Source organism: Streptomyces sp. NPDC101110, assembly GCF_044759525.1.
GTDB lineage: Bacteria > Actinomycetota > Actinomycetes > Streptomycetales > Streptomycetaceae > Streptomyces.
Window position 1 is genome coordinate 401,364 of sequence record NZ_JBIVZM010000001.1, and the last position, 22,427, is coordinate 423,790.

Below are 22,427 nucleotides of genomic sequence, written 5' to 3' on the forward strand. Positions count from 1 at the left end.
GTCCCCCAGCGGGGCTGCCGACCCCCATCCCGGGCTGACCCCCACACCCCGGGCTGACGTCCCCGCCCTCCGCGCCCGTTCACTTCATCCCCACTGGAGCAAGTACGCCATGTCCCACACCAGCCATGAGTACGACTATGTCGTGATAGGCGGCGGAACCGCAGGTTCCGTGATCGCCTCCCGCCTGACCGAGAACCCGGACGTCACCGTCGCCGTCATCGAGGGCGGCCCCAGCGACGTCGGCCGAGACGACGTGCTGACCCTGCGCCGCTGGATGGGTCTGCTCGGCGGCGAACTCGACTACGACTACCCCACCACCGAACAGCCACGCGGAAACTCGCACATCCGGCACAGCCGGGCCCGTGTGCTGGGCGGCTGCTCCTCGCACAACACGCTGATCGCCTTCAAGCCGCTGCCCGCCGACTGGGACGAGTGGGAGGCCGCCGGCGCCAAGGGCTGGGGCGCGGTGCAGATGGAGGCGTACTTCGCCCGGCTCAACAACAACATCGTCGCGGTCGACGAGAAGGACCGGAACGCCATCGCCCGCGACTTCGTCGACGCGGCCCAGGAGGCGCTCGGCGTGCCGCGCGTGGAGGGCTTCAACAAGAAGCCGTTCACGGAGGGCGTCGGTTTCTTCGACCTCGCCTACCACCCCGAGAACAACAAGCGGTCCTCCGCGTCGGTGGCCTACCTCCACCCCGTGATGGACGAGCGGCCCAACCTGACGATCCTGCTGGAGACCTGGGCGTACAAGCTCCAGCTCGACGGGGACCGCGCCGAGGGCGTGCACGTGCGCACCAAGGACGGCGAGGAGATCCTCGTCAAGGCCCGGAGCGAGGTGCTGCTCTGCGCCGGCGCCGTCGACTCGCCCCGGCTGCTGATGCACTCCGGCATCGGCCCCAAGGCCGACCTGGAGAAGCTCGGCATCCCCGTCACCCACGACCTGCCGGGCGTCGGCGAGAACCTGCTCGACCACCCCGAGTCGGTCATCGTCTGGGAGACCAACGGCCCCATCCCGGAGAACTCCGCGATGGACTCCGACGCGGGCCTGTTCGTGCGGCGCGATCCCGAACTGACGCACCCCGACCTGATGTTCCACTTCTACCAGATTCCCTTCACGGACAACCCGGAGCGACTGGGCTACCGGCGGCCGGAGTTCGGCGTCTCCATGACCCCGAACATCCCCAAGCCGAAGAGCCGCGGCCGGCTCTACCTGACCAGCGCCGACCCCGAGGTCAAGCCCGCCCTGGACTTCCGCTACTTCACCGACGAGGACGACTACGACGGCAGGACCCTCGTCGACGGCATCAGGATCGCCCGCGAGATCGCCAAGACCGAGCCCTTGGCCGGCTGGCTCAAGCGCGAGGTGGCCCCCGGCCCGGACGTCACCGGCGACGAGGAGCTCAGCGAGTACGCCCGCAAGGTCGCGCACACCGTCTACCACCCCGCCGGGACCTGCAAGATGGGCGCCGCGGACGACCAGTCGGCCGTCGTCGACCCGGAGCTGCGCATCCGCGGCCTGGAGGGCATCCGCATCGCCGACGCCTCCGTGTTCCCCACGATGACCACCGTCAACCCGATGATCGGAGTCCTCATGGTCGGTGAGAAGGCCGCCGAGCTGATCGGTGGTGGTTCCAAGTGACCGCGACCCTCGAACCCCCCACGGAGCAGACCATGGACACCGCACCCGTCTTCTCGGTGGAGGGCCTGTGGAAGGTGTTCGGCCCCAAGGCCGAGCGCGTTCCCGGCGACCCCGAGCTCACCGCCCTCGACCCGGCCGAGCTGCGCTCCCGCACCGGCTGCACGGCCGCCGTCCGCGACGTCACCTTCGACGTGCGCAAGGGCGAGGTCTTCGTCGTCATGGGCCTGTCCGGCTCCGGCAAGTCCACGCTGGTGCGCTGTCTGACCCGGCTGATCGAGCCGACCGCGGGCACCATAGCCATCGACGGCGAGGACGTCCGCGCCATGGACCGCGCCCGGCTGCGCGAACTGCGCCGCCACCGCGCCGCCATGGTCTTCCAGCACTTCGGCCTGCTGCCGCACCGCACGGTCCTCGACAACGTCGCCTACGGCCTGGAGATCCAGGGCATGGGCAAGGCCGAGCGGCGCGAGCGGGCCGCGGAGGTCGTCGCCAAGGTCGGCCTCGAGGGCATGGAGCACCGCCGCCCCACCCAGCTCTCCGGTGGCCAGCAGCAGCGCGTCGGCCTCGCCCGCGCGCTCGCCGCCGACCCCGAAGTACTGCTCTTCGACGAGCCGTTCAGCGCGCTCGACCCGCTGATCCGGCGCGACATGCAGGACGAGGTCGTCCGGCTGCACCGCGAGGAGGGCCGCACGATGGTCTTCATCACCCACGACCTCCAGGAGGCCCTCAAGCTGGGTGACCGCATCGCCCTGATGCGCGACGGCCGGGTCGTGCAGCTCGGCACACCCGAGGAGATCGTCGGCTCGCCCGCCGACGACTACGTCCGCGAGTTCGTCCGCGACGTCCCGCGCGAGCAGGTCCTCACCGTCCGCACGGCCATGCGCCGCCCCTCGGCCGACCAGGACGGCAGCGGACCGGCGGTGCGCCCCGACGCCACGGTGTCCGAGGCGATCGAGGCGGTCGCCCGCGCCGGCGCTCCGGCCCGGGTCGTGGACCAGGGCCGCTGCGTGGGCGTGGTCGACTCCGACGCGCTCCTCGGCGTCGTCGCCGGCACGGAGCAGCCTGCTCCGCCCGGCACGGCGCAGCCCAAGGAGGTGGTCTGATGGCCACCATCACCGCGAACCCGCCCCGCGTCGGGCTGCCCGGTCTCCTCAAGCACCGGGCCGTGCACAAGCTGCTGCTGCTCGCCCTCGCCGCCGCGATCCTGGTACCGCTGGCCAACGCCCGCTGGGCCAGCGGCACCTGGCCGAGCGCGCTGACCGTCGACTTCTCCGAGCCGCTCGCCAAGGCCAGTGACTGGATCATCGACAACCGCGACAGCCACCCGCTGTTCCTCTACTTCTTCGGCCACGTCAGCAACGTCGTCGTCATCGCCGTACGGGCCGTCTACCTCACCCTCCTGGCCGTCGGCTGGGCGGGCGTCACGGCCCTCGGCGCACTCGTCGCCTGGCGTGTGGCGGGCGTGAAGCTGGCCCTCGGCACCGGCGCCGCGTTCCTCGCGTGCGGGCTGCTCGGCATGTGGGTGCCCACCATGCAGACGCTCGCCCTGATGGTCGTCGCGGTCCTCGCGTCGGTCGTCGTCGGCGCGCTGCTCGGGCTCGCCGCCGGGCTGTCCGACCGGATGGACCGCATGCTGCGCCCGGTCCTGGACACCATGCAGGTGCTGCCCGCCTTCGCCTACCTGCTGCCGGTCGTCCTGGTCTTCGGCATCGGCGTCCCGGCGGCCGTCCTGGCCACCGTCATCTACGCCGCCCCGCCCATGGCCCGCCTGACCTCGCTCGGGCTCCGCGGCGCCGACAAGGAGGTGCTGGAGGCCGTCGAGTCGCTCGGCTCCACGGCACGCCAGCGCCTGCTGACGGCCCGGATCCCGCTGGCCCGCAAGGAACTCCTCCTCGGGCTCAACCAGACGATCATGATGGCGCTGTCCATGGCCGTCATCGCGGCCGTCATCGGCGCGGGCGGTCTCGGCGACCGCGTCTACCAGGCCCTGGCCTCGGTCGACGTCGGTGCCGCGCTCGCGGCCGGCATCCCGATCGTGCTGCTGGCCGTCGTCCTGGACCGCGTCACCGGCGCGGCGGGCGAGAAGCTCGGCGCCGAACCCGAGCCGCACAGCCGACGCGGCTGGCTCTACGCCCTGGCCGGTGTCGTCGTCGTGGCGGTCGCCGGGCGACTCGCGGGCCGCCTCGACTGGCCCGACTCCTGGGTCGTCGGCATCGCCGAGCCGGTCAACCGCGCCGTCGACTGGATGACCGCGCACCTGTACTCGGGCGTCCCGGTCGTCGGCGGCACCGCCGACTGGGCGGGCCACTTCACCACCTGGGTCCTCGACCCGATGCGCGACGGCCTGCAGGCGCTGCCCTGGTGGGGTGTGCTGCTGATCGTCGCCGCCCTGGCCTGGGTCATCGGCACCTGGCGCACCGCGCTCACCGCCGTCCTCGCCATGGCCGCGATCGGCGTCCTCGGCGTCTGGAAGCCGTCCCTGGACACCCTGTCCCAGGTCCTGGCGGCCGTCGCCGTCACCCTGGTCGTCGGCTTCGCCGTCGGCATCGCCGCGGCCCGCAGCGACCGGCTGGAGCGGGCCCTGCGCCCGGTCCTCGACGTGTTCCAGACGATGCCGCAGTTCGTGTACCTGATCCCGGTCGTCGCCCTGTTCGGCGTCGGCCGCGCCCCGGCCGTCGCCGCGGCGATCGTCTACGCGCTGCCGGCCGTCGTCCGCATCACCACCCAGGGCCTGCGCCAGGTCGACCCGGCCGCGCTGGAGGCGTCCGGCTCGCTCGGCGCGACCAGCTGGCAGCAGCTGCGGCAGGTGCAGCTCCCGCTGGCCCGCCCGGCGCTGCTGCTCGCCGTCAACCAGGGCCTGGTCCTGGTCCTCGCCGTCGTCGTCATCGGCGGCCTGGTCGGCGGTGGCGCCCTCGGCTACGACGTCGTCTTCGGCCTCGCCCAGGGCGACCTGGCGACCGGCCTGGTGGCCGGCGGGGCGATCGTCTGCCTCGGCCTGATGCTCGACCGGGTGACCCAGCCCACCGAACGCCGCGCGAAGAAGGGAGCGTGACATGCGAGTCCGCAAGACTGCCGTGATCGCCGCGGCGAGCTCCCTGGCGCTGCTCACCGGCTGCGGCGCGGCCGACATGACCAAGCAGGCCTCGCCCTTCGCCAATGCGCAGGGCGCCAAGACCGTGACCCTGTCCGTGCAGTCCTGGGTCGGTGCCCAGTCCAACGTGGCCGTCGCCCAGTACATCCTGGAGCACGAGCTGGGCTACCGCGTCGACACCGTCCAGGTCGACGAGGTGCCGGCCTGGGACGCCCTCAGCCAGGGCCGCGTCGACGCGCTCCTGGAGGACTGGGGCCACCCCGAGCAGGAACAGCGCTACGTCAAGGACAAGAAGACGATCGCGCCCGGCGGCGAACTCGGCGTCACCGGCCACATCGGCTGGTTCGTCCCGACGTACTTCGCCAAGAAGCACCCGGACATCACGAACTGGAAGAACCTCAACAAGTACGCCGACCAGTTCCGCACCCCGGAGAGCGGCAGCAAGGGCCAGCTGATGGACGGTTCGCCGTCCTACGTCACCAACGACAAGGCGCTGGTGAAGAACCTGAAGCTGGACTACCAGGTGGTGTTCGCCGGGTCCGAGGCGGCGCAGATCACGCAGATGAGGCAGTTCGCCAAGGAGAAGAAGCCCTTCCTCACCTACTGGTACTCCCCGCAGTGGCTCTTCAAGAAGGTCCCGATGACCGAGGTGAAGCTGCCGCCGTACAAGGAGGGCTGCGACGCCGACCCGGAGAAGGTCGCCTGCGCCTATCCGCACACCCCGCTGCAGAAGTACCTCAACGCGGACTTCGCGAAGAAGGGCGGCGAGGCGGCGGCCTTCCTGAAGAAGTTCAAGTGGACGACCGAGGACCAGAACGAGGTCTCCCTGATGATCGCCGACAAGAAGATGACGCCTGAGGACGCGGCGAAGAAGTGGGTGGACAGCCACAAGTCCACGTGGAAGAAGTGGCTGTCCTGACGTTCACCGCGTCAACAGGCCGGCGATCTCCCGCAGGGCCCGGGTGGCCCGTCGCTGGAGTCCCGGCCCGAAGGTGATACGGGTGGCCCCGAGCGCGCCGAGTTCGGCGGGCGAGGGGCCACCGTCGGCCGGGGCCCATGCGTTGACCGGCCCCTGGATCCCGGCCCGCAGCAGCGGCAGCACCTCCGGCGGGGCCTCGATCGGGTACACGCAGTCGGCCCCCGCGGCGACGTACAGCGCCGCCCGCTCGATGGCCGCGCCGGGATCGTCCACCCCGCGGGCGAAGGTGTCGACGCGGGCGTTGACGAACAGCCGGTCACCGGCCGCCTCCCGCACCCGGGCGAGCCAGTCGGCGTGTGCGCGCGGGTCCTTGAGCACCCCGTCCTCGGAGTCCTCCAGGTTGCACCCGACCGCCCCCACCTCCAGCAGCCGGGCCACGAGGTCCTTGGGGGCGAGCCCGTAACCGCCCTCCACGTCCGCCGACACGGGCACGTCGACGGCCCGGACGATCCGGGCGACCGCCGCGAACATCTCGTCGGCCGGGACCTGCCCGTCCTCGTACCCGAGCGAGGCGGCGACCCCGGCGCTGGGCGTGGCGAGCGCGGGGAACCCGGCCTCGGCGAACACCCGCGCACTGGCCGCGTCCCACGGCCCGGGCAGGACCAACGGGTCCCCGGGCGCCCGGTGATGATGCAGTGCGCGGAAAGCCTCCACCTTGCTCATGGCGTGTACCCCCCAGGCGGGATCCGGCGGCCGACCATCACCCGGTTCCAGTTGTTGATGGCGACGACCAGCCCGATCAGATGGGCGAGCCCGGCCTCGTCGAAGTACGTGGCGGCCCGCTCGTACACCTTGTCCGGCACGAAGCCCTCGGTCAGCACGGCCACCGCCTCCGTCAGGGCCAGCGCGGCCCGCTCCCGCTCGTCGAAGACGTCCTCGGCCTCCTGCCACGCGGCCAGCAGACCGAGTTGCTCCTCGCTCACCCCGTACTCGCGGGCGATCGCGAGGTGCATGTCGAGGCAGAAGGCGCAGTGGTTGAGCTGCGAGGCGCGGATCATCACGAGCTCGGCGAGGGCCGGATCGCCGAGGCCCTTCTTGGCCGTGGCGCTCAGGGCGGACAGGGCCCGCCCGACCGCCGGATCCAGCAGCCGGGTCCGGCCGTTCACTTGAACTGGCCGGGCCGGTAGTGGCCCGGCGCCATCCGGCAGGTCACCCCGAACCGGTTCCAGGCGTTGATCACCGTGATCGCGGCGATGACCTGCGACAGCTCGGCCTCCTCGAAGTGCTTCGCGGCGTTGTCGTAGACCTCGTCCGGCACGAAACCGTCCGTCAGGACCGTCACCGCCTCCGTCAGCTCCAGCGCCGCGATCTCCTTCGCGGTGTAGAAGTGCCGCGACTCGTCCCAGGCGCTGAGCTGCACGATCCGCTCGACGCTCTCACCCGCCGCCAGGGCGTCCTTGGTGTGCATGTCGATGCAGAACGCGCAGTGGTTGATCTGGGAGGCCCGGATCTTCACCAGCTCGTACAGCGTGTGGTCGAGGCCCCTGCGGGCGGCGGTCTCCAGCCGGACCATCGCCTTGTAGACCTCGGGTGCGTGCCTGGCCCACTCCAGGCGTGCGGGCCGCTCGGGCGCGTACTCCGCGCTTTCCGGGGGCGTCGTCTCGTCGGTGTGCGTCGTCATGCTCTCGACCCTAGGAAGCAGGCAGCCCAGGAGTATGGTCCATTTCCATGGCGAATTCCTGGGCCACTCTGGGGCTCGACCTGCATGTGGAGCCGACCGGGCCGGGCCTGAGACGGGGGCTGACCGACGCCCTGCGCGAGGCCGTGCGCTCCGGCCGGCTGACCCCCGGCACCCGGCTGCCGTCCTCCCGGGCACTCGCCGCCGACCTGGGCATCGCCCGCAACACCGTCGCCGACGCCTACGCCGACCTGGTCGCCGAGGGCTGGCTCACCGCCCGGCAGGGCTCGGGCACCCGGGTCGCCGAGCGGCGGGTCGTCCCGCCGGCCGGCACCGCGCCCCACCCCCGCGCTCCCGGCCGCCCGGCCTACGACCTGCGCCCCGGCAGCCCCGACCTCGCCTCCTTCCCACGCGCGGAGTGGCTCAGGGCCACCCGCCGCGCCCTCACGGCCGCCCCGTACCAGGCCCTGGACTACGGCGACCCACGAGGCCGCCCCGAGCTGCGGGCCGCGCTCGCCGGGTACCTCTCCCGGGCCCGGGGCGTGCGCGCCGACCCCGAACGGATCGTGGTGTGCGCCGGGATCTCGCACGGCCTGAGACTGCTCGGCACGGTCCTGCGGGCGCGCGGGACGGGGACGGTCGCGGTCGAGTCGTACGGCCTCGACGTGCACTGGAAGATCCTGGCCGCGTCCGGGCTGCACACCACCCCGCTGCCGTTCGACCGACTCGGCACCGACCCGGGCGAGTGGGCGGCCGCCGAAGCGGTTCTCCTCACCCCCGCCCACCAGTTCCCCATGGGCGTGCCCCTGCACCGCGACCGCCGCCGGGCCGTCGTGGACTGGGCGCGGCACACCGGCGGTCTGGTGCTGGAGGACGACTACGACGGCGAGTTCCGTTACGACCGGCAGCCCATCGGCGCTCTCCAGGGCCTGGACCCCGACCGGGTGGTCTACCTGGGCACGGCGAGCAAGTCCCTGGCACCGGGGCTGCGGCTGGCCTGGATGGTGCTGCCGCCGGGCCTCGCGGAGGAGGTCGCGGCGGCCAAGGGCGGCGTCGACATGTGCGGGGCGCTGGACCAGCTGACCCTGGCCGAGTTCCTCACGTCCGGTGCCTACGACCGGCACGTCCGCGCGACCCGCCTGCGCTACCGGCGCCGCCGGGACGCCCTGGTCGCCGCCGTCACCGCCCGGGCCCCCGAGGCCCGTGTCAGCGGCATCGCGGCGGGTCTGCACGTCCTGCTGCGGCTGGCGCCGGGCACCGAGCAGGCGGTGGTGCAGGCGGCGCACTGGCGGGGTCTCGCGCTCCACGGACTCGCCCGTTACACCCACCCCGGCGCACGGGCCGAGCCCCTCGACGCCCTGGTCGTCGGCTACGGCACGCCGCCGGACCACGCCTGGTCGGGAGCGCTGGACGGCCTGTGCGCGGTACTGCCGGAATAATCACCCGAATTCCCTTCTGAAAAGCCGGACGAAGAATATGGTCACCGTGTGAGTGGACGTTCTCCCATATCCCGGGTCGCTCTGAAGGAAATCACGCCAAATGTCTCCGCGGCCATGGGCTCCCTGCACGCCGCCGCCGTTTCGGCGGCCCAGGACGCCAAGCTCGAACCGGAACTTCTGGAATTGGTCAGGATCCGCGCCTCGCAGATCAACGGCTACAAACAATTTTCCGGCTGTTCGCGGATCACCCCCGAAGTGCGGGCTTTTCGGCAACCGGAAAGCGCCTGCTCTCACGGCCGTGCGGCAGCGCCCTCCTCGGCCTCCACCGGCGCCTCCCCGAACCGCGACAACGCCAGCGCCCCCGCCACCGCCACCGCGAAGCCGACGATCGCCAGCCACCCCAGCCCCGGCCGCGTACGGTCCCCGAGCCACACCACCCCGATCAGCGCCGGCGCCACGGTCTCCCCGAGCACCAGCCCGGCCGTCGCCGTGGTCACCGACCCGCGCTGCAGGGCCGTGGTCAGCAGCAGGAACGCCGCCCCGCCGCCGAGCAGCAGCGCGTACGTCGCCGGATTCGGGAACAGCTCACCGGCCGAGAACCCGTCGATCAGCCGCACCGACACCTCCACCACCCCGAACCCCAGTCCCGCGCCCAGCCCGAGCGTCAGCGCCCGCCCCCGCTCCGGCAGCCGCCCGCCGAGCACCCCGAGCAGCAGCACCCCGGCCGCCGCCCCGAGCATCGCCCACGGCAGCCAGCCCGGCCCGGGCTCGTCGCCCTCCGCCCCCGACGCCAGCCCCAGCAGCGCGAGCCCGGCGCACACCACCGCCACCGCGGCCCACTCGACGCGGCTCAACCGCACGTCGAGCAGCCGCGCCGCGACCACCGCCGTCACCGCGAGGCTCGCGGCCAGTGCCGCCCCCACGGCGTAGATCGGCACCGACCGCAGCGCCAGGATCTGCAGCACGAAGCCGAGCCCGTCCAGCGCCAGACCGGCCAGATACCGCCACTGCCGCAGGGCCCGCCACAGCAGCGCCACGTCCCCGCCCGGCCCGGACGCCGCCGCCGACCGCGCGGCGATCGCCTGCAGCACCGTCGCCGTACCGAAGCAGACCGCCGCACCAAGGGCGCACACCATTCCAAAGATCACAAAACGACAGTAGGGGAGCGGCCCCGGCCGGGGGGCCATGCGCGCCCGTCCTCACCCCTCTCTAGGCTGACCGCCTGTCAGTGCACGGAGCGGGGAGACACGGGGAGACACGCACATGGCTGAAACACGGCGACGGCTGCGCTCGAGCACGGTGGTGCTGGGCGGCATGGGCGTCCTCGCGGCGGCGCTGTCCGCCTGCGGCTCCGACCCGGACCGCCGCTGTGTGGACCGGGACAGCTACGACTACATCAACGGCTACAAGATCGTCGCCGACAAGAACTGCTCGTCCGGCGCGTCCTCCTCCGGCAAGGGCCGCAAGGCCGGCAAGACCAGGACCGCCGACGCCGACTGGTACTACGACGCCGACGTCAGCGGCGGCTACGCCGACCACGGCACCTTCAGCCGCAGCGAGGCCGTCGACCGGGGCGGCTTCGGCTGCTCCGGCTCCGGCAGCGGCGGCGGCTGACGGGCGGGTACGGCAGATGGAACGCAGAACCGCCGAGCCCCGCCGCGGCTGGCAGCAGACCGTCGAGGAACAGGGTCTGATCTATCCCCTGACCCGCTACCCCGACGACTCCCTGCGCCCCTACTGGGACGAGAGCGCGTACTACGTCTTCTCGCTGGAGGAGGTCGAGGCGCTGGAAGAGGTGGTCGAGGACCTCCACCGCATGTGCCTGGCCGCGGCCGACCACATCGTCACCCGGGACCGCTTCGCCGACCTGAGCATCACCGACCCCCGCGTGGCCCGCACAGTCGCCGAGGCCTGGCACCGCCGGGCCGAACTCCCCTCCGTCTACGGCCGCTTCGACCTCCGCTACGACGGCACCGGCCCGGCCAAGCTCCTGGAGTACAACGCGGACACCCCCACCTCACTGGTCGAGGCCGCGTCACCCCAGTGGTTCTGGATGGAGGACCGCTTCCCCGGCGCCGACCAGTGGAACTCCCTCCACGAGCGCCTCGTCGACGCCTGGCGGAAGCAGGCCGCCCTCCTGCCGCCGGGCAGCCCCCTGTACTTCGCGTACTCCTCCGCCGACGAGCTCGGCGAGGACATGATGACGGTCGCCTACCTGAAGGAGACCGCCGAGCAGGCGGGCCTGGCGACCGACTGGATCGCCATGGAGGAGATCGGCTGGGACCGCCTCTCCGGCCGCTTCGTCGACAACCGCCTGCGCTTCATCCGCAGCGTCTTCAAGCTCTACCCGTGGGAGTGGCTGACCACCGACCGCTTCGCGGACCACGTCCTGGACACCCTGGACAACGGCGGCGGTACGGGCTCCACCCTGTGGATCGAGCCGGCCTGGAAGATGCTCCTCAGCAACAAGGCGCTCCTGGCGATCCTCTGGGAGCTGTATCCCGGCCACCCGAACCTCCTCCCCGCCTACCTGGACGGTCCGAGGGACCTGCCGGGCTGGGTGGCGAAGCCCCTCCTGGGCCGGGAGGGCGCGGGCGTCACGATCCACGACCCCGGATCCGCTCCCACCGTCCGCGACGAACCCTGCGTCTACCAGCAACTGGCCCCCCTCCCCGACTTCGACGGCAACCGGGTGGTCCTGGGCGCCTGGATGGTGGAGAACGAGTCGGCGGGCCTGGGCATCAGAGAGTCGTCCGGCTTGATCACGGACGAGTACGCAAGGTTCCTGCCTCACGTGATCCTTTAGTCGGGGCCGGGGCGGATGCCCTGAAAGGGGCGCGGGGAACTGCGCGACAAGCCCCCACGCACCCGCACCCGGCACCGAAGAGCAACCCGGCAGACGCTCCCCGCCCACCCCACCCGGTAGGCTGACCGAGGGCCGTGACTGGCGCGCTGGGATGGGACCAACCATCGGGGAGCGGTCCGAGCAGACAGAGCCGTGCGCCTGGGCCGTACCGTGAACGCTGAACGCAACGTCCGGAGGTCCACACATGTCAGCCGAGCCCCTTTCCCCCGCTTCCACCGCCTACCGCGCCGCCCTCGACGTGATCCGCGCCGTGGAACCCCGCGTGGCGGACGCCATCGGCCAGGAGGTCGCCGACCAGCGCGAGATGCTCAAGCTGATCGCCTCCGAGAACTACGCCTCCCCGGCCACCCTCCTCGCGATGGGCAACTGGTTCAGCGACAAGTACGCCGAGGGCACCATCGGCCGCCGCTTCTACGCCGGCTGCCGCAACGTCGACACCGTCGAGTCCCTCGCCGCCGAGCACGCCAAGGAGCTCTTCGGCGCCCGCCACGCCTACGTCCAGCCGCACTCCGGCATCGACGCCAACCTCGTCGCCTTCTGGTCGGTCCTCGCCCAGCGCGTCGAGGTCCCCGCCCTGGAGAAGGCCGGCGCCCGCCAGGTCAACGACCTCTCCGAGGCCGACTGGGCCGAGCTGCGCCGCGCCTTCGGCAACCAGCGCATGCTCGGCATGTCCCTGGACGCCGGTGGCCACCTCACCCACGGCTTCCGCCCGAACATCTCCGGCAAGATGTTCGACCAGCGCTCCTACGGCACGGACCCCGCAACGGGCCTCATCGACTACGAGGCGCTGCGCACCTCCGCCCGCGAGTTCAAGCCGCTGATCATCGTCGCCGGCTACTCCGCCTACCCCCGTCTGGTGAACTTCCGGATCATGCGGGAGATCGCCGACGAGGTCGGCGCGACGCTCATGGTCGACATGGCGCACTTCGCCGGCCTGGTCGCGGGCAAGGTCCTCACCGGCGACTTCGACCCGGTCCCGCACGCCCAGATCGTGACGACCACCACCCACAAGTCGCTGCGCGGCCCCCGCGGCGGCATGGTGCTGTGCGACGACTCCCTGAAGGACCAGGTCGACCGCGGCTGCCCGATGGTCCTCGGCGGTCCCCTCCCGCACGTCATGGCCGCCAAGGCCGTGGCCCTCGCCGAGGCCCGCCAGGAGTCCTTCCGCGACTACGCCCAGCGCATCGTCGACAACTCCCGCGCGCTGGCCGAGGGTCTGATGCGCCGCGGCGCGACCCTGGTGACCGGCGGCACGGACAACCACCTGAACCTGATCGACGTCGCCTCCTCCTACGGCCTCACCGGCCGCCAGGCCGAGGCCGCCCTGCTCGACTCGGGCATCGTCACCAACCGCAACGCCATCCCCGCCGACCCGAACGGCGCCTGGTACACCTCCGGCATCCGCATCGGCACCCCCGCCCTGACCACCCGTGGTCTCGGCACGGCGGAGATGGACGAGGTGGCCGGCCTGATCGACCGTGTCCTCACCACCGCGGAGCCGGGCACGACCAAGTCGGGCGCCCCCTCCAAGGCGTCCCACGTCCTCGACGCGAAGGTGGCGGACGAGATCTCCCAGCGCGCCACCGACCTCGTGGCCGGCTTCCCGCTGTACCCGGAGATCGACCTCGGCTGACACCTGCGGCCCGTCAGCCGCCCAGGGCGCGGGCCGATGTACCCGGCCCGTCACTCGCCCAGGGCCCGGGCCGACGTGCACGGCCCGTCAGCCGCCCAGGGCCCGGGCCGACGTACCCGGCCCGTCACTCGCCCAGGTCGATCAGCACCTGACGCGGCTCCTCCCGCGGCGGTCCGGCTTCCCGCCGGGCCGCCGCTCGGCCGGCCGCCGACCCCGGACAGCCCCCAGAGCACCGTGAGCCGCACCTGCGGGAAATCCCCTTCCGCCCAGTCGCCGGCACCCGCTCCGTCTCCGTGTGCGTGGGCTGCAGCAGCTGCCACAGCCGGGCGAAGTCGCGCTACCCCGAGCGCACCGCCGCAGTCCGCCCGGCGGCACCCCTGCCGTGCCTCACCCTTGCTGCACCGCCTGAGCCGAACGGGAGCCCGTCTGTTTCCGGCCGGTTCCGGATCGGCCGCCGGGACCTGAGAGAATGGTGAGCATGGCCTCTGACCGACCTCGCGTGCTCTCCGGGATCCAGCCCACCGCCGGCTCGTTCCACCTCGGCAACTACCTCGGCGCCGTCCGCCAGTGGGTGGCCCTGCAGGAGACCCACGACGCGTTCTACATGGTCGTCGACCTGCACGCGATCACCATCCCGCAGGACCCGAAGGACCTGCGCGCGAACACGCGCCTGGCCGCTGCCCAGCTCCTCGCGGCGGGCCTCGACCCGGACCGCTGCACGCTCTTCGTGCAGAGCCACGTCCCCGAGCACGCCCAGCTCGCCTGGATCATGAACTGCCTCACCGGCTTCGGCGAGGCCGGCCGGATGACCCAGTTCAAGGACAAGTCCGCCAAGCAGGGCGCCGAGCGCGCCTCGGTCGGCCTGTTCACGTACCCGATCCTCCAGGTCGCGGACATCCTGCTCTACCAGGCCCACGAGGTCCCGGTCGGCGAGGACCAGCGCCAGCACATCGAGCTCACCCGTGACCTCGCCACGCGCTTCAACGGCCGGTTCGGCGAGACCTTCACGCTGCCGAAGCCGTACATCCTCAAGGAGACGGCGAAGATCTACGACCTCCAGGACCCGTCGATCAAGATGAGCAAGTCGGCGTCCACGCCGAAGGGCCTCATCAACCTCCTCGACGAGCCGAAGGCCACGGCCAAGAAGGTCAAGAGCGCCGTCACCGACACGGACACGGTGATCCGCTACGACGCCGAGAACAAGCCGGGCGTCAGCAACCTGCTCACGATCTACTCGACCCTCACCGGCGAGAGCATCACCGAGCTGGAGGAGAAGTACACCGGCAAGATGTACGGCGCGCTCAAGACGGACCTCGCCGAAATCATGGTCGAGTTCGTCACGCCCTTCCGGGAGCGCACCCAGCAGTACCTGGACGACCCCGAGACGCTCGACTCGATCCTCGCCAAGGGCGCCGAGAAGGCCCGCGCGGTCGCCGCGGAGACCCTCGCCCAGGCGTACGACCGGGTCGGCTTCCTGCCCGCCAAGCACTGAACGCGGCCCCCGCGCCCAGCCGTACCACCGAACAGCGCTGTACATCACTCCGGTTGCGCCTGCCCGTAACCCGGCCGTGGCCTTACAGTCGATAACCGGGTGGTCGTATCAGCGGCCACACTGACACGACAGGAGACGACGTGGGGACCGTAACGATCGGTGTCTCGATCGCGGTCCCGGAGCCTTACGGCAGCGAGCTCCAGCAGCTGCGCGCGGGCTTCGGCGACGCCGCTGCTCACGGCATCCCCACGCATGTCACCCTGCTGCCGCCGACGGAGGTCGACGAGGCCTCCCTGCCGGCGGTCGAGGCGCACCTGGCCGAGGTCGCGGCGGCCGGCCGCGCATTCCCCATGCGGCTGGCCGGCACGGGCACCTTCCGGCCCCTGTCGCCGGTGGTGTACGTCCGGGTCGTCGACGGCACGGAGGCCTGCACGCTGCTCCAGCAGCAGGTCCGCGACCCCGCCGGACCGGCCGCACGCGAACTGCAGTTCCCGTACCACCCGCACGTCACCGTGGCCCACGGCATCGACGACGCGGCCATGGACCGGGCCTTCGAGGAACTCGCCGGGTACGAGGCCGAGTGGCCCTGCACCGGCTTCGCCCTCTACGAGCAGGGCGCCGACGGCGTCTGGCGCAAGCTCCGCGAGTTCCCCTTCGGCGGCTCGGTGGTCCCCCCGCAGGCCGGCCGGGCGGAACGCGGTTCGGTCCCCACCCGCTAGACCCCCGCCGCTCAGCCCGGCACCCGCCGAACCCCTGCTGGTCACACCGGCAGCCCCCGAACCCCCTGCCGCTCAGCCCGGCACCCGCCGGATCCCTGCCGGTCAGACCGGCAGTCGCCAAAGTTCCCTCGCCGCTCGGAGCGGCACCCGCGGATCCCCCTGCCGGTCAGACCGGCAGCCGCCGGAACACCGCGCGTGGCAGGTGCCGCAGCGCCGCCATCACCACGCGCAGCGTCCCCGGCACCCACACCGTCTCCGTACGGCGCCGCAGCCCCAGCTCCACGGCCGTCGCGACCGCCTCCGGCGTGGTCGCCAGCGGCGCCTCGGGCAGCCCGGCGGTCATCCGCGTCCGCACGAAGCCGGGGCGTACGACCATGACGTGCACGCCCGTGCCGTGCAGCGCGTCGCCCAGGCCCTGCGCGAAGGCATCGAGGCCGGCCTTGCTGGAGCCGTAGATGAAGTTCGCCCGGCGGGCCCGCTCGCCCGCCACCGACGACATCACGACCAGCGAGCCGTGCCCCTGGGACTGGAGCGAGCGGGCGCACACGAGGCCCGCCGAGACCGCGCCGGTGTAGTTGGTCTGCGCGACCCGCACCGCCGCCTCGGGATCGCGCTCGTCACGGGCCTGGTCACCCAGCAGCCCGAAGGCGAGCAGCACCATGTCGACGTCGCCCTCGGCGAAGACCTTGCCGAGCACGGCCTCGTGGGAGGCCGGGTCGAGCGCGTCGAAGGCCACGGTGTGCACGTCGGCGCCGAGCCCGCGCAGCTGCCCGGCGGCCTCCTCCAGGGCGGGCGAGGGGCGGCCCGCAAGCCAGACCGTGCGGGTGCGGCGGGCGATCAGCCGACGTGCGGTCGCCAGCGCGATCTCCGACGTGCCGCCGAGGACGAGCAGGGACTGGGGGAGGCCGAAGGCGTCCTTCATGACAGCTCCTAGGGGAAGGCTCAGAGACTGAGGCGGCGGGCCAGGTCGGACACGAACACCCCGCTCGGATCCAGCCGCGCGCGCAGCTCGCGGAAGTCGCCGAGACGCGGATACATGGCAGCGAGCAGCTCGGGACGCAGCCGGGCGTCCTTCGCGAGGTAGACGCGGCCCCCGGCGGCGGCGACCTCCTCGTCCAGCTCGTCGAGGAACGCGCCCAGGCCGGGCAGGCCCGCCGGGATGTCCAGGGCCAGCGTCCAGCCCGGCACGGGGAAGGACAGCCAGCCCGGGTCGGAGTCCCCGAAGCGCTTGAGGACGGCCAGGAAGGACGGGCAGCGGCGTTCGGAGATGCGGCGCACGATCCGGCGCAGCGCGTCCTCCCGGCCGTAGCCGACGACGAACTGGTACTGCACGAAGCCGCCGCGGCCGTAGACCCGGTTCCAGTGGGGCACGCCGTCCAGGGGGTGGAAGAAGCCGGAGATCCGCTGGAGTCGGCCGGTCCGGGCGCGCGGGGCCTTGCGGTACCACAGCTCGTTGAACAGGCCCACGGTCGTCCGGCTGAGCAGGCCCTCGGGGAGGATCGCGGGGGTCGCCGGGAGGCGGGAGGTGCGGAAGGCGAGCGGGTCGCGGCGCAGGCGTGCCGGGAGCGCGTCCAGGGGTGCGTGGTCGCCGCGGGTGAGGACCGCGCGCCCGGTGGCGGCGCCCCGGGCCAGCAGGTCGATCCAGGCGACCGAGTAGCGGTAGCGGTGGTCGGTGGCCGCCAGCCGGGCCATCAGGTCGTCGAGGTCCGACGCCCGCTCGGTGTCGACGGACATCAGCGACGTCTCGACCGGCTGGAGCCGGATCGTCGCGGTGAGGATCACGCCGGTCAGGCCCATGCCGCCGGCCGTCGCGTCGAACAGCGGCGTGCCGGGGATCACCGTGCGGATCTCGCCGTCGGCGGTGAGCAGTTCGAGCGCGAGGACGTGCCGCGCGAAGGAGCCCGAGACGTGGTGGTTCTTGCCGTGGATGTCGGCACCGATCGCCCCGCCGACGGTGACGTAGCGGGTGCCGGGGGTGACCGGCACGAACCAGCCGAGCGGCAGCAGCACCTCCATCAGCCGGTGCAGTGAGACGCCCGCGTCGCACAGCACGGTCCCGCCGTCGGCGTCGATCGCGTGCACCCGGTCCAGGGCCGTCATGTCGAGCACGGAGCCGCCCGCGTTCTGCGCCGCGTCCCCGTACGCCCGTCCCAGGCCCCGGGGGATCCCGCCGCGCGCCCCGCAGTCCCGGACGGCCGCCGCGGCCTCCTCGTACGTCCGCGGACGGATGACCCAGGCACCCGTGGGTGCGGTGCGGCCCCAACCGGTGACGGTGGTGTGGTCCAGGCCCATGACGTCCGGGTCGGAATCGGTGTCGGCAGACATGTTCGTGACCGTATCGCCCTACTGTGAACGATCAGTTCGAGAACATGGCATCCCTCCCCGAAATGGGTGATTAATGGGATGTCGCTCAATATTGCCGGAGTTCAGACCTGACGGGCGTGAACAGTGAGTCCACATGGACGACCTCGACGACCTGCACGACATGGACCACCGGATCGCTTCGGCGCTCAGGGAGTGCGGCACCGACCCGCGCGTCGCCGGCGCCGCCCGTGCCCTGTCCTGGGCGGGGGAGCACGCGGCGCTGTGGCTCGCGGCGGGGCTCGCCGGAGCCGCCGTCGACAGCGGGCGACGCGGCGCCTGGCTGCGCGGCACCGCCCTCACCGCCGGGGCGCACCTGGTCAGCATGGGGGTGAAACGGGTCGTGCGCCGGCCGCGCCCCGCACACGTCGAGCCCCTGGTGCGCACCGCCGGCCGGCACTCCTTCCCCAGCTCGCACGCCACCTCCGCCGCGGCCGCCGCCGTCGCCTTCGGCGCGCTGGGCGCACCCGCGGTCCCGCCGCTCGCCGGCCTGGTGTGCGTCTCACGGCTGGTGGCCGGCGTCCACTTCCCCACGGACGTCGCGGCGGGTGCGGCCCTGGGGGCGCTCACGGCCCGGCTCGGTGCCCGCTGGATGCGGGGAGGTGCCCACCATGGCTGAGACGGCCGTCCTGCGGCAGCGCACCCACGAGGAGCGGCCCGCACCACCCCGCAAAGGCGGGCTTCTGGCCGGTCTCCTCAGGACCGCGCGCCCGAAGCAGTGGGTCAAGAACGTCCTCGTGGTGGCCGCCCCGGCCGCCGCCGGCGAACTCTTCTCCCGCCACGCCCTGATCCAACTCGCCCTGGTCTTCCTCCTCTTCACCGCCTGCGCCGCCGCCGTCTACCTCGTCAACGACGCCCGCGACGCCGACGCCGACCGAGCCCACCCCGTCAAACGGCACCGCCCGGTCGCCGCCGGACAGGTTCCCGTACCCGTCGCCTACGCCGTCGGCGGCTGCCTCGGTGTCCTCGCGCCCGCCGCCGCGGCCTGGCTGTGCGGCCCGGCCGTCGCCGCGCTGCTGACCGCCTACCTCGCTATGCAACTGGCCTACTGCATCAGCCTCAAGCACGTCCTGGTCGTCGACCTCGCTGTCGTCACCACCGGCTTCCTGATGCGGGCCATGATCGGCGGACTCGCCCTCGGCATCCCGCTGTCCCGCTGGTTTTTGATCACCACCGGATTCGGCGCGCTGTTCATGGTGTCGGCCAAGCGCTACTCGGAAGCCGTCCAGATGGCCGGAAAGGCGGGCGCGACCCGGGCGTTGCTCACCGAGTACACCACCGGATACCTGCGCTTCGTCTGGCAGCTCGCGGCCGGTGTCGCCGTCCTCGGCTACTGCCTGTGGGCCATGGAGGAGGGCGGCGTCCCGCACACCAGCGTGCTGCCGTGGCGCCAACTGTCCATGGTGGCCTTCATCCTGGCGATCCTCAGGTACGCCGTCTTCGCCGACCGCGGCACGGCCGGCGAACCCGAGGACGTCGTCCTGCGCGACCGCGCCCTCGCCCTCATCGGCGTGGCCTGGGTGGCGATGTACGGCCTGGCCGTGGCGAATTGGTGACCACGCGAGCACGGCGCGGCCCGGACATCCCCGGCCACCGGGCCCGGGCGTGGCGCGGCCCGGGCGCCCCCCGCCGTCGGGCCCGGGGGTGGCGCGGCCCCGGCACCCCCCGCCGTCGGGAACTGCTCGGCTTCGCCACCGTCGGTCTCCTCGCCTACGCCGTCGACCTCGCCCTGTTCACCGCGCTGCGCGGCCCCGCCGGACTCGACCCGCTCACCGCCAAGTCCGTTTCCTTCCTGGCCGCCTGCACGGTCGCCTACGCGGGCAACGCCCTGGGCACCTACCGCACCGTCCGCACCCCCGGCCTGCGGGCCTACGGCGCGTTCTTCGCGGTGAACCTCGCCGGAGCCGCCGTCCAGCTGCTGTGCCTGGCCGTCAGCCACTACGCCCTCGGCCTCACCTCGCAGCGCGCGGACACCGTCTCCGGCACGGTCGTCGGTATGGCGCTGGCCACAGTCCTGCGGTTCTGGGGTACCCGTACATGGGTGTTCCGGGCGGAGGGCAGAGTCGGATCATGGACTGGCTGAAAAGATTCCCGGTGATCGGGCCGTGGGCGGAGCGGCTGATGATCACCCACGCGTGGCGGTCGTACGAGCGGCTCGACCGCGTGAAGTGGACGCGGCTGGCCGCCGCGATGACCTTCACCAGTTTCGTCGCGCTGTTCCCGCTGCTGACGGTGTCCGCCACCATCGCCGCCGCCACGCTCAGCACGGAGCAGGAGCACAAGCTTCAGGACAAGCTCGCCGAGCAGGTCCCCGGCATCTCCGACCAGCTCGACGTCGCCGGCCTGGTCGACAACGCCGGCACCATCGGGCTCATCGCGGGCGGCCTGCTGTTCTTCACCGGCGTCAGCTGGGCCGGCTCGATGCGCGAGTGCCTGCGGGCTGTGTGGGAGCTGCCCGACGAGGAGGAGAACCCCGCCGTGCGCTACGGCAAGGACGCGGGCGTCCTGATCGGCCTCGGCGGCGCGCTCCTCGTCACCATCGCCGCCTCCGCCGTCGCCTCCGCGATGATCGGCTGGATCACCCGGGAACTCGGCATCGACGAGGGCGGCTGGGGCGGGGTCCTGCTGCACCTCGCCGCGTTCCTGATCGCCGTGCTGGCGAACTTCCTGCTGCTGCTCTACGTGCTGACGCTGCTGCCCGGCGTCGAGCCGACGCGCCACCGCCTGTTCGTCGCGGCGCTGACCGGCGCGATCGGCTTCGAACTGCTGAAGCTGCTGCTCAGCGGTTATCTGCAGGGGGTGGCGGCGAAAAGCATGTACGGCGCGTTCGGGGTGCCCGTCGCGCTGCTGCTGTGGATCAACTTCACCTCGAAGCTGGTGCTGTTCTGCGCCGCATGGACCGCGACGCAGAGCAAGACGGACGAAGTCCCGCAGGTCACGGACGGGGCCGGCGGCGCACCAGATCCGGCAGCGGCCACCGGCGGTTGACCAGGAACGCGGCGCCCGCGAGCAGCACCAGCGCCCCGCCCGTGATGCCGAGCGCGGTCCCGATGCCGCTGGAACCGTCCGCGGCCGTGGCGCTCGCCGCCGGCTTCGAACCGGCCCCGGTCCTGCCGCTGCCGCCGTCCCCGGAGCCGCCGGCCTCGCCGGAGGGGTTCGCACCGGGCTGGGCACCGCCCTGCGCGGCACCCTTGGGCGGCACCAGCTCACCCACCGGCTGCACCTTCCCGGCTGCCTTGAAGCCCCAGTCGAACAGCCGGGCCGTCTCCTTGTAGACCTCGTTGTGCTCGGGCTTCTCGGGATTCATCACCGTCACCAGCAGCACCTTGCCGCCGCGCTCGGCGACGCCGGTGAAGGTGGCGCCGGCGTTGGTGGTGTTGCCGTTCTTGACGCCCGCGATGCCCTGGTAGACGGGCACGTCCGAGTCGCCGGCCAGCAGCCGGTTGGTGTTCTGGATCTCGAAGGACTCGCGGACCTTCTTGCCCTTCTTGCCCTTCCTGGTCTCCCCGGGGAACTTGGCCCGCACCGTCGAGGCGTACTCACGGAAGTCCTTCTTCTGCATCCCGGACCGCGCGAACAGCGTCAGGTCGTACGCGGAGGAGACCTGCCCCTCGGCGTCGTAGCCGTCCGGGCTGACGACGTGCGTGTCGAGGGCCTGGAGCTCCTCGGCGTGCTCGTTCATCTCCTTGACGGTGTTGTCGACACCCTTGTTCATGGCGGACAGCACGTGCACGGCATCGTTCCCGGAGCGAAGGAAGACGCCCAGCCACAGGTCGTGGACCGTGTACGTCTCCTCCTCCTTTATGCCGACCATGCTGGAGCCCGAGCCGATCCCGGCCAGGTCGGAGGGGACGACCTTGTGCTTGGTGTCCCCCGGGAACTTCGGCAGCAGCGTGTCCGCGAACAGCATCTTCAGCGTGCTGGCGGGGGCGAGGCGCCAATGCGCGTTGTGCGCGGCCAGGACGTCCCCGGACTCGGCGTCGGCGACGATCCAGGAGCGGGCGGTGACGTCCTTCGGCAGCACCGGCACGCCGCTCGCCAGGTTCACCTGCGTGCCGGGCCTGCCGAGCCGGGCACCGCCCACGCCCGACATCGACGCCGGGGGCGTGGCCGAGGGGCTCGCCGACGGGCTGCCCGAGGGCTTCGGGGCGGCGACGGCGGCGGGTGCGGCCAGGGCGAGGGACGACAGGAGGGCGGAGGTGACCAGCAGGGATCGCCGGACGGTCAGTTTCTGAGCGGACACGGTCGGAAACGTACATGCCGTACGGGGGGAAGTCCCGCCCCCCGCCCCACCCCGCGAACGGAACCGGACAGGTCCTGGCGATACTGGGTGCATGAAGCTCAGCCGCCCCGTCTCCTGGTTCCTGCTCGCCTTCGGGGTGTGGAGCTGGGTCATCTGGATCACTTTCGTCAAGAACCTGGTCAAGGACGGCAGCGGGCTCGCCTTCGACGACGGCCGTCCCACGGCCTACTTCTGGGTGCACCTGCTGCTCGCCGTCGTTTCCTTCGTATTGGGGACGGTCATCGGGGCCATCGGGTTGCGTGGTCTGCGCGCACTGCGCCGGACGTCATAGCGGCGATCGGGAG

The 22,427-nt window shown here is 72.2% G+C and carries 22 protein-coding genes, 1 pseudogene and 1 riboswitch; of the genes and pseudogenes, 16 read left to right on the top strand and 7 right to left on the bottom strand.

Annotated elements, in window-relative coordinates:
- Positions 1-109: 109 nt before the first annotated feature.
- The 4 genes from ACIQU3_RS01910 to ACIQU3_RS01925 are packed head-to-tail and all read left to right on the top strand — an operon-like array spanning position 110 to position 5,652.
- Positions 110-1,642 carry a GMC family oxidoreductase gene (locus tag ACIQU3_RS01910; protein WP_403724633.1) on the top strand — a complete coding sequence of 511 codons (1,533 nt, stop codon included), beginning with the start codon at positions 110-112 and terminating at the stop codon, positions 1,640-1,642.
- Between the two features lie 32 nt (positions 1,643-1,674).
- Positions 1,675-2,745 (top strand): glycine betaine/L-proline ABC transporter ATP-binding protein, encoded by a 1,071-nt coding sequence (locus ACIQU3_RS01915; protein WP_403724636.1) that lies wholly within the window; start codon positions 1,675-1,677, stop codon positions 2,743-2,745.
- On the top strand, positions 2,745-4,694 hold the full coding sequence (locus tag ACIQU3_RS01920) for an ABC transporter permease (protein ID WP_403724639.1): 1,950 nt from the start codon (positions 2,745-2,747) through the stop codon (positions 4,692-4,694). Before ACIQU3_RS01915 ends, ACIQU3_RS01920 begins: the two co-directional genes overlap by 1 nt.
- A 1-nt stretch (position 4,695) precedes the next feature.
- Positions 4,696-5,652 (top strand): ABC transporter substrate-binding protein, encoded by a 957-nt coding sequence (locus tag ACIQU3_RS01925; RefSeq protein ID WP_403923015.1) that lies wholly within the window; start codon positions 4,696-4,698, stop codon positions 5,650-5,652.
- 3 nt (positions 5,653-5,655) lie between these two features.
- On the opposite strand, the gene ACIQU3_RS01930 is transcribed toward ACIQU3_RS01925, so the two are convergent.
- The 3 genes from ACIQU3_RS01930 to ACIQU3_RS01940 are packed head-to-tail and all read right to left on the bottom strand — an operon-like array spanning position 5,656 to position 7,333.
- Positions 5,656-6,375, bottom strand: coding sequence for an isocitrate lyase/phosphoenolpyruvate mutase family protein (locus ACIQU3_RS01930; RefSeq protein ID WP_403724645.1), 720 nt, complete (start codon positions 6,373-6,375; stop codon positions 5,656-5,658).
- Positions 6,372-6,818, bottom strand: a complete 447-nt coding sequence (locus ACIQU3_RS01935) for a carboxymuconolactone decarboxylase family protein (RefSeq protein ID WP_403724649.1) — start codon at positions 6,816-6,818, stop codon at positions 6,372-6,374. The genes ACIQU3_RS01930 and ACIQU3_RS01935 overlap by 4 nt, the downstream gene beginning before the upstream one ends.
- Entirely contained in the window at positions 6,815-7,333 is a 519-nt protein-coding gene (locus ACIQU3_RS01940) for a carboxymuconolactone decarboxylase family protein (protein ID WP_403724652.1), read from the bottom strand. The genes ACIQU3_RS01935 and ACIQU3_RS01940 overlap by 4 nt, the downstream gene beginning before the upstream one ends.
- A gap of 47 nt (positions 7,334-7,380) precedes the next feature.
- Here ACIQU3_RS01940 and ACIQU3_RS01945 point away from each other — a divergent pair, with 47 nt between their 5' ends.
- Together ACIQU3_RS01945 and ACIQU3_RS01950 are read left to right on the top strand one after the other, a co-directional pair.
- Entirely contained in the window at positions 7,381-8,769 is a 1,389-nt protein-coding gene (locus ACIQU3_RS01945) for a PLP-dependent aminotransferase family protein (RefSeq protein WP_403724655.1), read from the top strand.
- Between the two features lie 48 nt (positions 8,770-8,817).
- Positions 8,818-8,985: pseudogene (locus ACIQU3_RS01950) on the top strand (carboxymuconolactone decarboxylase family protein); the annotation flags it as partial.
- A gap of 74 nt (positions 8,986-9,059) precedes the next feature.
- On the opposite strand, the gene ACIQU3_RS01955 reads toward ACIQU3_RS01950, so the two are convergent.
- Positions 9,060-9,905 (bottom strand): hypothetical protein, encoded by an 846-nt coding sequence (locus tag ACIQU3_RS01955; protein WP_403725593.1) that lies wholly within the window; start codon positions 9,903-9,905, stop codon positions 9,060-9,062.
- A gap of 127 nt (positions 9,906-10,032) precedes the next feature.
- On the opposite strand from ACIQU3_RS01955, the gene ACIQU3_RS01960 reads away from it, so the two are divergent.
- The 5 genes from ACIQU3_RS01960 (at position 10,033) to ACIQU3_RS01980 (ending at position 15,479) form a co-directional block, all read left to right on the top strand.
- On the top strand, positions 10,033-10,383 hold the full coding sequence (locus ACIQU3_RS01960) for a hypothetical protein (protein WP_403724658.1): 351 nt from the start codon (positions 10,033-10,035) through the stop codon (positions 10,381-10,383).
- A gap of 16 nt (positions 10,384-10,399) precedes the next feature.
- Complete coding sequence (locus ACIQU3_RS01965; protein ID WP_403923017.1) at positions 10,400-11,575, top strand: glutathionylspermidine synthase family protein; 1,176 nt, start codon at positions 10,400-10,402, stop codon at positions 11,573-11,575.
- Positions 11,576-11,699: 124 nt separating this feature from the next.
- Positions 11,700-11,786: riboswitch (ZMP/ZTP riboswitch) on the top strand.
- A 33-nt stretch (positions 11,787-11,819) separates the two neighbouring features.
- Positions 11,820-13,268, top strand: a complete 1,449-nt coding sequence (locus tag ACIQU3_RS01970) for a glycine hydroxymethyltransferase (protein ID WP_403724664.1) — start codon at positions 11,820-11,822, stop codon at positions 13,266-13,268.
- 478 nt (positions 13,269-13,746) lie between these two features.
- Positions 13,747-14,760: a tryptophan--tRNA ligase gene (gene trpS / locus ACIQU3_RS01975; protein WP_403923019.1), complete on the top strand. Its 1,014-nt coding sequence runs from the start codon at positions 13,747-13,749 to the stop codon at positions 14,758-14,760.
- Positions 14,761-14,900: 140 nt separating this feature from the next.
- Positions 14,901-15,479, top strand: a complete 579-nt coding sequence (locus ACIQU3_RS01980) for a 2'-5' RNA ligase family protein (RefSeq protein WP_403724672.1) — start codon at positions 14,901-14,903, stop codon at positions 15,477-15,479.
- Positions 15,480-15,645: 166 nt separating this feature from the next.
- Here ACIQU3_RS01980 and ACIQU3_RS01985 read toward each other — a convergent pair whose 3' ends face one another.
- Both ACIQU3_RS01985 and ACIQU3_RS01990 read right to left on the bottom strand, forming a co-directional pair.
- On the bottom strand, positions 15,646-16,401 hold the full coding sequence (locus ACIQU3_RS01985; protein WP_403724679.1) for a decaprenylphospho-beta-D-erythro-pentofuranosid-2-ulose 2-reductase: 756 nt from the start codon (positions 16,399-16,401) through the stop codon (positions 15,646-15,648).
- A 20-nt stretch (positions 16,402-16,421) separates the two neighbouring features.
- Positions 16,422-17,804 carry an FAD-binding protein gene (locus ACIQU3_RS01990; RefSeq protein ID WP_403923020.1) on the bottom strand — a complete coding sequence of 461 codons (1,383 nt, stop codon included), beginning with the start codon at positions 17,802-17,804 and terminating at the stop codon, positions 16,422-16,424.
- Between the two features lie 133 nt (positions 17,805-17,937).
- Here ACIQU3_RS01990 and ACIQU3_RS01995 point away from each other — a divergent pair, with 133 nt between their 5' ends.
- The 4 genes from ACIQU3_RS01995 (at position 17,938) to ACIQU3_RS02010 (ending at position 20,828) form a co-directional block, all read left to right on the top strand.
- Positions 17,938-18,459, top strand: a complete 522-nt coding sequence (locus ACIQU3_RS01995) for a phosphatase PAP2 family protein (protein WP_403724685.1) — start codon at positions 17,938-17,940, stop codon at positions 18,457-18,459.
- Positions 18,452-19,396, top strand: a complete 945-nt coding sequence (locus ACIQU3_RS02000; RefSeq protein WP_403724688.1) for a decaprenyl-phosphate phosphoribosyltransferase — start codon at positions 18,452-18,454, stop codon at positions 19,394-19,396. Before ACIQU3_RS01995 ends, ACIQU3_RS02000 begins: the two co-directional genes overlap by 8 nt.
- A 122-nt stretch (positions 19,397-19,518) precedes the next feature.
- A complete protein-coding gene (locus tag ACIQU3_RS02005; RefSeq protein WP_403923213.1) occupies positions 19,519-19,923 on the top strand; it encodes a GtrA family protein in 405 nt (134 codons plus the stop codon).
- Positions 19,911-20,828: a YihY/virulence factor BrkB family protein gene (locus tag ACIQU3_RS02010; RefSeq protein WP_403923022.1), complete on the top strand. Its 918-nt coding sequence runs from the start codon at positions 19,911-19,913 to the stop codon at positions 20,826-20,828. Before ACIQU3_RS02005 ends, ACIQU3_RS02010 begins: the two co-directional genes overlap by 13 nt.
- Here the strand turns inward: ACIQU3_RS02010 and ACIQU3_RS02015 are convergent.
- Positions 20,776-22,083 (bottom strand): D-alanyl-D-alanine carboxypeptidase family protein, encoded by a 1,308-nt coding sequence (locus ACIQU3_RS02015; protein ID WP_403724694.1) that lies wholly within the window; start codon positions 22,081-22,083, stop codon positions 20,776-20,778. The genes ACIQU3_RS02010 and ACIQU3_RS02015 overlap by 53 nt on opposite strands.
- A 91-nt stretch (positions 22,084-22,174) precedes the next feature.
- Between ACIQU3_RS02015 and ACIQU3_RS02020 the strand changes: the two genes are divergently transcribed.
- Positions 22,175-22,414 carry an SCO4848 family membrane protein gene (locus tag ACIQU3_RS02020; protein WP_003992504.1) on the top strand — a complete coding sequence of 80 codons (240 nt, stop codon included), beginning with the start codon at positions 22,175-22,177 and terminating at the stop codon, positions 22,412-22,414.
- Positions 22,415-22,427 lie beyond the last annotated feature (13 nt).

Bases quoted from the DNA above. Each gene is read 5' to 3' on its own strand.
- ACIQU3_RS01945 (WP_403724655.1), top strand. From the start codon at position 7,381: ATGGCGAATTCCTGGGCCACTCTGGGGCTCGACCTGCATGTGGAGCCG.
- ACIQU3_RS01915 (WP_403724636.1), top strand. From the start codon at position 1,675: ATGGACACCGCACCCGTCTTCTCGGTGGAGGGCCTGTGGAAGGTGTTC.
- ACIQU3_RS01960 (WP_403724658.1), top strand. From the start codon at position 10,033: ATGGCTGAAACACGGCGACGGCTGCGCTCGAGCACGGTGGTGCTGGGC.
- ACIQU3_RS01990 (WP_403923020.1), bottom strand. From the start codon at position 17,804: ATGTCTGCCGACACCGATTCCGACCCGGACGTCATGGGCCTGGACCAC.
- ACIQU3_RS01970 (WP_403724664.1), top strand. From the start codon at position 11,820: ATGTCAGCCGAGCCCCTTTCCCCCGCTTCCACCGCCTACCGCGCCGCC.
- ACIQU3_RS01955 (WP_403725593.1), bottom strand. From the start codon at position 9,905: ATGGTGTGCGCCCTTGGTGCGGCGGTCTGCTTCGGTACGGCGACGGTG.
- ACIQU3_RS01925 (WP_403923015.1), top strand. From the start codon at position 4,696: ATGCGAGTCCGCAAGACTGCCGTGATCGCCGCGGCGAGCTCCCTGGCG.
- trpS (WP_403923019.1), top strand. From the start codon at position 13,747: ATGGCCTCTGACCGACCTCGCGTGCTCTCCGGGATCCAGCCCACCGCC.
- ACIQU3_RS01910 (WP_403724633.1), top strand. From the start codon at position 110: ATGTCCCACACCAGCCATGAGTACGACTATGTCGTGATAGGCGGCGGA.
- ACIQU3_RS01995 (WP_403724685.1), top strand. From the start codon at position 17,938: ATGGACGACCTCGACGACCTGCACGACATGGACCACCGGATCGCTTCG.
- ACIQU3_RS01940 (WP_403724652.1), bottom strand. From the start codon at position 7,333: ATGACGACGCACACCGACGAGACGACGCCCCCGGAAAGCGCGGAGTAC.
- ACIQU3_RS02010 (WP_403923022.1), top strand. From the start codon at position 19,911: ATGGACTGGCTGAAAAGATTCCCGGTGATCGGGCCGTGGGCGGAGCGG.
- ACIQU3_RS01930 (WP_403724645.1), bottom strand. From the start codon at position 6,375: ATGAGCAAGGTGGAGGCTTTCCGCGCACTGCATCATCACCGGGCGCCC.
- ACIQU3_RS02000 (WP_403724688.1), top strand. From the start codon at position 18,452: ATGGCTGAGACGGCCGTCCTGCGGCAGCGCACCCACGAGGAGCGGCCC.
- ACIQU3_RS01965 (WP_403923017.1), top strand. From the start codon at position 10,400: ATGGAACGCAGAACCGCCGAGCCCCGCCGCGGCTGGCAGCAGACCGTC.
- ACIQU3_RS01920 (WP_403724639.1), top strand. From the start codon at position 2,745: ATGGCCACCATCACCGCGAACCCGCCCCGCGTCGGGCTGCCCGGTCTC.
- ACIQU3_RS02020 (WP_003992504.1), top strand. From the start codon at position 22,175: ATGAAGCTCAGCCGCCCCGTCTCCTGGTTCCTGCTCGCCTTCGGGGTG.
- ACIQU3_RS01985 (WP_403724679.1), bottom strand. From the start codon at position 16,401: ATGAAGGACGCCTTCGGCCTCCCCCAGTCCCTGCTCGTCCTCGGCGGC.